Raw genomic sequence first — 6,264 nt, 5'->3', positions numbered from 1 at the left:
GGCAGCAGACCGGCGACCGCCTTGAGCAGCGTCGACTTGCCCGAACCGTTGGAGCCGATCAGGCCGATCGACTCGCCCCGGTAGGCGGTGAAGGAGACGCCCTTGACCGCGTGCACCTCGCGCACGCCCGAAGAGGGCTTGCGGCGCACGATGCGGTTCAGGGCCGCGGTGGCGGTGCCCTTGCCCGCGCCCGTGCCGTAGACCCGGTAGACGATGTGCAGATCGTCCGCGATCACCGTCGGAACCCGCTCCGCGGTCGCCCCGGCCGTTGTGGCGGCCCGCACGCCGTTGTTGTCCTCAGCCACGTCCGTACCGCTCCTCAGCCTTCCAGAAGTACACAAAGCCCACGACGCCCGTCACCAGCGCCCAGCCCGCGGCGAACGCCCAGACATGCGGCGGCAGTTGCTTCGAGACGAAGCTGTCGATCAGGGCGAACCGCATCAGGTCGATGTAGAGCGCGGCCGGATTGATGTCCAGGAGGAACTGGACGACGGCGGGTACGTGCTTGCCCGCGGTGACGGCGCTCATGCTGTACATGACGCCCGAGGCGTACATCCACGTCCGCAGGATGAACGGCATCAGCTGCGCCAGGTCCGGGGTCCGGGAGCCCAGCCGCGCCATCACCATCGCCAGGCCCGTGTTGAACACGAACTGCAGCGTCAGGGCCGGCAGCACCAGCAGCCAGGACCAGCCCGGCGTCTGCCCGGACGCCAGCAGGATGGCGACGAGCACGCCCATGGACATCAGCAGCTGCTGGAGCTGCATCAGGCAGAACGAGACCGGCAGGCAGGCGCGCGGGAAGTGCAGTGCGCGCACCAGGCCGAGGTTGCCGGAGATCGCCCGGGTACCGGCCAGCACCGAACTCTGGGTGAAGGTGAAGATGAAGACACCCGTCACGAGGAACGGGATGTAGTCCTCGACATGGCGGTTGGTGCCGATCAGCAGCCCGAAGATCAAGTAGTAGACCAGCGCATTGAGCAGCGGGGTCACCACCTGCCACAGCTGGCCCAGCTTCGCCTGGCTGTACTGCGCGGTGAGCTTGGCGCCCGCGAAGGACGCGATGAAGCTCCGCCGCTGCCAGAGCCGGCGGACGTACGCGGGCAGCGTGGGCCGGGCGCCGCTCACCGTGAGGCCATGACGCTCGGCCAGCGCGCGCAGCTCGGGGTCGGGTGAGGTGCCGGGGGCGGACGGCCGGGCGGGTGCCGGCGCCGGGGGCGTGAGGGTTTGGGACATGGGGCCGCTTTCGCTTGCGTACGGGGGCGGCGGAACGGATGCGACGACGGGACGGGTCCGTATCGTCGTGACGCTGACACTAAAGGGTGCTCGCGTCGAAACGCAACCGTAGCGTCGTGACGGTAGGGTCATGCCATGGCACAAGACGGCAGCAGAAGCGCACCCGCGGCGGCGCGCCGGGCACCGGCGGGCGCCGCCGTACTGCGGGAGGACAAGACCGAGGCGATCCGCGTCGCGGTCTTCGAGGAGCTGGCCGCGGTGGGCTTCGCGCGGATGTCGATCGAGGGCATCGCGCGGCGCGCGGGCGTCGGCAAGACCGCCGTCTACCGGCGCTGGCGCTCCAAGCTGCACCTGGTCCTGGACGTGGTCTCCGCGGTGGCGGTGGCGGGGATGCCGGCGCCGGACACCGGGTCGCTGTCCGGTGACGTACGGATGCTGCTGGAGGTCGCGGCGCGGGCGCTGCGGCACCCGATGGCCTCGCAGATCATCCCGGACCTGCTGGCGGAGGCGGCCCGCAGCCCCGAACTGGCGCAGGCGCTGAAGGCGGCGCTGCACGACAGCCAGGAGGGCGTCGCGGCCGCGGTCGTGGCACGGGCCGTGGAGCGCGGCGAGCTGCCCGCGGACGTGGACACCCGCCTCGCGCTGGACCTGCTGACCGGCCCCCTGTACTGGCGCCTGCTGGTCGCCCGCGACGAGCTGCCCAAGGGGTACCTGGACGCACTGACCGGCTCGGTGGTGGCGGCGCTGGGGGCGGGGTAGGGAAGGGCTGGGGGCCTGGGGGTCCCTAGGGGCGGGGTGAACGGATCCCGTAGGGGGTGGGGGCGCCCCCTGCGGGGAGCCGGCGAGGCAAGAGGCTCCCGGGCAGGGGCCGGGCAACCTCCAGGGGCCGGACCGCCTCTTGTGGGGTGGCGGGCGTCGGAGCCACCGGCAGTCCTCCACGGTCGGCGAACGTTCACCCCGCGTTATATGCCTTGATGGTCCCCTTGGCCCCGGTGGGACGCCGGGTCTTTCGGGGGATTGCCGAAAGAACGGAGGGCCCGGTGCCCGCCCCTGACGACCTCGCGGCCACGGCCCCCGCCGGACCGGACGCCCCGGCGCCGACCGTGTCCGTGATCGTGCCGGTGCACAACACCCGCCGCTACCTCGACCGCAGCCTCGGCTCGGTCTTCGCCCAGACCCTCGACCACCGCCACATCGAGGTGATCGCGGTCGATGACGGCTCGACCGACGGCAGCGCCGAGTGGCTCGCCGAACAGGCCCGCCGCCACCCCCGGCTGACGGTCCTGCACCAGGAGGCATCCGGCGGCGCCGGCAAACCGCGCAACGCCGGACTCGCCCGCGCCACCGGCGACTACGTCTTCTTCCTCGACTCCGACGACCGCCTCGACCCCGAGGCGCTCTTCTGGCTCACCCGGACGGCCCAGAAGTGCGGCTCCGACATCGTCTACGGCAGGATCGCCGGCGCCGACGGCCGCGCCGCCCCCGTCGACCTGCGCACCACCAGCGACAAGGTCTCCGTCTTCGACTCCCCGGTCTACTGGTCCCTGGCCGCCTACAAACTCTTCCGCCGCGCCTTCGTCGAGCAGCACCGGCTGCGCTTCGTCGAGGGCCGGCTGCTCGCCGAGGACCTGCCGTTCGGCATCAACGCCCTGCTGCGCGCCGACGTCGTCTCCGTCTTCGCCGAACGCACCTGCTACTACCTGCACGGACGCGACGACAACAGCAACGCCACCCGCCAGGACACCGACTGGTGCGAATACCTCGGCTACATAGGCACCGTCCTCGACCAGGTCGCGGCCGCCGTCCCGCCCGGCGCCGACCGCGACAAACTGATGGTGCGGCACTTCCACGGCGAGATACTCATGCCCTTCGGGGCCCCCTTCCTCGCCCGCGACCAGGCCGGCCGCGCCGCGATGGCGGCTGCCGCCCGCCCGCTCGTGGAGCGCTACCTCACCGACCGGGTGCTGACCGCCCTGCCGCCCCGGCTCCGGCTGCGCGCCCACTGCCTGCGCGAAGGACTCGACGACCAGCTCACCGCCGTCGTCCGCGCCGACACCGAAGCGGAGCCGGACCCGCCGCACCTCGCCGACGACGGCCGGGTCTACGCCGGCTACCCGTACTTCCGCGACCCGCAGCGCGCCCTCCCCGACGCCTGCTACGACCTCACCGACCGTGTGGTGCTGCGCCAGCGGCTGATCCGGCAGCACTGGGTCGGCGGCGTCCTGCACCTGCGGGGCACCGCCACCCTCCCCTGGATCGGCGGCGACACCGTGGAGATCCTGCTGCGCCGCGACGGCACCACCCACCGGATCCCCGCCCACTACGCCGACGGCGCCTGGCGGGCCGCCGTCGACCCGGCGACCGCGGCGGACGGCGGCCCGCTCACCGACGGCGTCCGGGGCTTCAAGATCGCTGTCACCGCGCACGGCACCACCGGGCCCGCTCTCCGCCGCGAGGCCTGGCTGGTCCCCGAGCACGATCCGGAGGACCCGCAGGACACCGCCGGCGGCGCGCCCCGGATCGTCGGCCGCGGCGCGGCCGGCCCGGCCGTCGCCGCGCTCTTCCGCTCCCGGCCGCACGGCCACCTCCACCTCGACCTGGACCGCAACGGGGCCCGCCGGCCCCTCGGCGACGACCTGCGCGGCGCCGCCGACTGCACCCGCTCCGGACGGGCCACCCTCGCCGCCCGGCTCACCCTGCCCGGCTGCCCCGCGGACGCCGAACTGCGGCTGATCCTCTACGACGCGACCCGCACGGTGGCGCTGCGCACCACGGTCGAGCGGGCCGCCGGCGACCGCTACACCGTGCGCGCCCTGCTGCGCAGCGGACCCCCGGGCACCTGGCGGGTGGCGCTGCGGGTGACCGCCGGCCCGTTCCGCCGCGAGCTGCCGGTCCGTACGGCCGGGACCGGCGAGGGCGGGCGGACCCCGCTGACCCTCACCGTTCCGGGCGGCGGCTCCCCGGCGGGCCTGCTGCGCCGGGCGCGCCGCTGACGCGCCCGCGCAACCCGGCCCGCCCGTCGGTCACCGCACCGGACGGCGAGCCCCTCCGCCAGTACGCGCCCCTCGGTACGCGCCCCTTTCGGCAGGAGCCGAATGCCGTTGCCCGGCCCACCGGCCTGCAACAGGCTGACCCACGGCACCGGCCACCGGTGCACCCGCGGGAGAGGACTCCCGGGGCCGTATGACAGGGGGAACACACATGTCCGTACTCAAGCGCGCCGGTATCGCGGCCGCGGCCGTCGCGGCGCTGGCCGTCCCGGCGGTCGTCGGCACCGCCGGACCCGCCGCGGCGCGGGCCGCCACCACCCAGGGCTGCCCGTACGGCGCGGTCTGCATCTACCCGCAGAACGCCGGCTGGAACGGCGGCCACCCGTCGCACTTCTACTACAGCTACGGGGCCCACAACCTCAGCGGCATGTACGGGGTGCACCGCATCTACAACAACCAGTCCGGCGGCGCGACCATGCGGACCTGCACCGGCTACAACGGCACCGGCTGCCAGGGCTACCTGGCAGCCGGCTACTACATCGACAAGGACATGACGCCGATCAACTCGATCACCCTCCAGCCGTAGGCGCCCGGCACCGGTGAGGGCGCCGGGGCCGGGCCTCCCACCGGAGGCCCGGCCCCCGCACACCGTGCGGCGGACGGCCCCCGGGCGCACCCTGGAAACAGCGGCCCCGGAGGTGAATCGTCATGTTGCAGACCGCTGTCGGATGGCATGTCGAGCTGGAATTCGAGGAGGACAACCACCGCACTCGCGCCGCCGCCCTGGTACGGCTCCCCGACGGGACCGAGGTACGGTCCCACGGCTACGCCAGCCGCCACCCCGTCGACGCCAACCAGCCGCGCGTCGGCGAAGAGGTCGCGGGCGGACGGGCGCTCAACGAACTCGCGATGAAGCTGCTGACCAAGGCCCACGACGAGATCGACGAGGCGTCCGGCCGGACGTCACACCCGCTGAGCTGAGCCGCCCGGCCACCGGGCCCGGCCGGTGCGGCCTCCCCGGACCCCGTTCCGCGGTCAGTCCTGCGGGTGGTGGTGCAGCCAGCCCGCCCACGCCGAGGTGATCATGTCGCGGACGTCGTGCCGGGCCTTCCAGCCCAGCTCGTCGGCGATCCGGTCGGCGGCCGCCACCACCCGGGCCGGGTCGCCCGGCCGGCGCGGGGTGACCTCGGCGGCCACGCCCTCGTGCCCGGTGATCCCGGCGATCAGATCGACCATCTCCCGCACCGAAACGCCCTCACCGCGCCCGATGTTCAGCGTCAGATCCCGCACCGGACCCGGCTCGGCGAGCTTGCGGGCCGCCGCCACATGGGCCTCGGCGAGATCGGCGACATGGATGTAGTCGCGGATGCAGGTGCCGTCCGGGGTGTCGTAGTCGTCACCGAAGATCCGCGGCGCGGCGCCCTCGGTGAGCCGCTCGAAGACCATCGGGACGATGTTGAAGACCCCGGTGTCGGCCAGCTCCGGCGTGGCCGTCCCCGCGACGTTGAAGTAGCGCAGACAGGCCGTGCTGATGCCGTGCGCCCGGCCCGCCGCACGGGCCATCCACTCGCCGACGAGCTTGGTCTCCCCGTACGGGTTGATCGGCGTGCAGGGGGTGTCCTCGGTGACCAGGTCGACGTCCGGCATGCCGTAGACGGCGGCCGAGGAGGAGAAGACCAGCCGGCCGACGCCGCCCGCGGCCATCGCCTCCAGCAGCGTCTGCAGGCCGTGCACGTTCTCGCGGTAGTAGAGCAGCGGCATCTCGACGGACTCGCCGACCTGCTTCTTGGCGGCGAGGTGGATGACATCGGTGATGCCGTGCCCGGCGAGGGTGGCATCCAGCAGCTCACGGTTGAGGGTGGAGCCGACCACCAGCGGGACGTCCTCGGGGATCCGGGCGGCCACGCCCGTCGTCAGGTCGTCGAGGACGACGACCGTCTCGCCCGCCTGGCGCAGGGCCCGTACGACATGGGCGCCGATGTAGCCGGCACCACCCGTGATCAAGTAAGACATAGGCCAATCCTAGGCTCGGGGACGAAGA

The 6,264-nt window shown here is 73.2% G+C and carries 7 protein-coding genes; 4 read left to right on the top strand and 3 right to left on the bottom strand.

Annotated elements, in window-relative coordinates; genetic code table 11:
* The coding region (locus ACFW5B_RS27185; RefSeq protein ID WP_386444809.1) for an ATP-binding cassette domain-containing protein at positions 1-305 on the bottom strand (305 nt) is incomplete at its 3' end.
* Positions 298-1,233 (bottom strand): ABC transporter permease, encoded by a 936-nt coding sequence (locus tag ACFW5B_RS27180; protein WP_386444806.1) that lies wholly within the window; start codon positions 1,231-1,233, stop codon positions 298-300. The genes ACFW5B_RS27180 and ACFW5B_RS27185, both read right to left, overlap by 8 nt.
* 135 nt (positions 1,234-1,368) lie before the next feature.
* Here ACFW5B_RS27180 and ACFW5B_RS27175 point away from each other — a divergent pair, with 135 nt between their 5' ends.
* The 4 genes from ACFW5B_RS27175 (at position 1,369) to ACFW5B_RS27160 (ending at position 5,204) form a co-directional block, all read left to right on the top strand.
* The gene (locus ACFW5B_RS27175; RefSeq protein WP_386444803.1) at positions 1,369-1,992 is read left to right on the top strand and encodes a TetR/AcrR family transcriptional regulator; all 624 of its coding nucleotides are present in this window, start codon (positions 1,369-1,371) and stop codon (positions 1,990-1,992) included.
* Between the two features lie 281 nt (positions 1,993-2,273).
* A complete protein-coding gene (locus ACFW5B_RS27170) occupies positions 2,274-4,226 on the top strand; it encodes a glycosyltransferase family 2 protein (protein WP_386444800.1) in 1,953 nt (650 codons plus the stop codon).
* A gap of 208 nt (positions 4,227-4,434) precedes the next feature.
* Positions 4,435-4,809: a hypothetical protein gene (locus tag ACFW5B_RS27165; RefSeq protein ID WP_386444797.1), complete on the top strand. Its 375-nt coding sequence runs from the start codon at positions 4,435-4,437 to the stop codon at positions 4,807-4,809.
* 122 nt (positions 4,810-4,931) lie between these two features.
* Positions 4,932-5,204: a DUF1876 domain-containing protein gene (locus ACFW5B_RS27160; RefSeq protein WP_386444794.1), complete on the top strand. Its 273-nt coding sequence runs from the start codon at positions 4,932-4,934 to the stop codon at positions 5,202-5,204.
* 54 nt (positions 5,205-5,258) lie between these two features.
* On the opposite strand, the gene galE is transcribed toward ACFW5B_RS27160, so the two are convergent.
* On the bottom strand, positions 5,259-6,236 hold the full coding sequence (gene galE / locus ACFW5B_RS27155) for a UDP-glucose 4-epimerase GalE (protein ID WP_386444791.1): 978 nt from the start codon (positions 6,234-6,236) through the stop codon (positions 5,259-5,261).
* Positions 6,237-6,264: the final 28 nt, after the last annotated feature.

Origin of the sequence: Streptomyces sp. NPDC058773, from assembly GCF_042746015.1 — a bacterium.
Lineage (GTDB): Bacteria > Actinomycetota > Actinomycetes > Streptomycetales > Streptomycetaceae > Streptomyces.
The sequence above is the reverse complement of the archived record's forward strand: the minus strand, read 5'-3'. Positions and strand labels throughout refer to the sequence as shown.

Excerpts from the sequence above, each read along its gene's own strand:
- ACFW5B_RS27180 (WP_386444806.1), bottom strand. The coding sequence starts at position 1,233 with ATGTCCCAAACCCTCACGCCCCCGGCGCCGGCACCCGCCCGGCCGTCC.
- ACFW5B_RS27175 (WP_386444803.1), top strand. The coding sequence starts at position 1,369 with ATGGCACAAGACGGCAGCAGAAGCGCACCCGCGGCGGCGCGCCGGGCA.
- ACFW5B_RS27165 (WP_386444797.1), top strand. The coding sequence starts at position 4,435 with ATGTCCGTACTCAAGCGCGCCGGTATCGCGGCCGCGGCCGTCGCGGCG.
- ACFW5B_RS27160 (WP_386444794.1), top strand. The coding sequence starts at position 4,932 with ATGTTGCAGACCGCTGTCGGATGGCATGTCGAGCTGGAATTCGAGGAG.
- galE (WP_386444791.1), bottom strand. The coding sequence starts at position 6,236 with ATGTCTTACTTGATCACGGGTGGTGCCGGCTACATCGGCGCCCATGTC.